Below are 655 nucleotides of genomic sequence, written 5' to 3'. Positions count from 1 at the left end.
GTGCCTGAGGCGAATGCTGCAAAAGGATACACTGGCCGTAAATGGGAGGTGAGTAGTTCAACACCTGTGAATCTGAGTCAGGGTGCGCAAACGGGCAGCAATTACACCCAAGGATCTAGACATAATTTGGGGACAACCCCAGATGCAGCGCCGAGTGATGCGACAGCTCATCCTCGTGGTCCCGCGGCTGGCAATGGCAGCAGTACAACCCCAGCGGTAACGGGCAACGGTTCGCCATCGGTGGCGGATGTAACAGATGATGGCACGCAAGCCGATGTTCCTACAAATACAGGTACACCGGCTCGTYCGCCTGTCGCGGCGAACACCACAAACACGCCTTCAATGTCACAGACGGATGGCGTGCCTACGGAAGACATCCCTGCGACAGTGGTGCCTGAGGCGAATGCTGCGCAAGGATACACTGGCCGTAAATGGGAGGTGAGTAGTTCAACACCTGTGAATCTGAGTCAGGGTGCGCAAACGGGCAGCAATTACACCCCAGGACCTAGACGTAATTTGGGGACAACCCCAGATGCTGCRCCGAGTTCAGCGATAGCTCATCCTCGTGGTCCTGTTCCTGCAACGGGCAACGGTTCGCCATCGATAACTGATGATGGTACTCAAACCGATGTTCCGACAGCCGTCGCGGACACAC

The 655-nt window shown here is 56.4% G+C and carries 1 pseudogene; it reads left to right on the top strand.

From position 1 onward, the window contains the following. Positions 1-655, top strand: a pseudogene (locus tag L5L97_RS22825) (hypothetical protein); the annotation flags it as partial.

The organism is Shewanella sp. SM71, assembly GCF_025653905.1.
GTDB lineage: Bacteria > Pseudomonadota > Gammaproteobacteria > Enterobacterales > Shewanellaceae > Shewanella > Shewanella oncorhynchi.
Note: the sequence above shows the minus strand (reverse complement) of the source record. Positions and strands in the feature narration are given on the sequence as shown.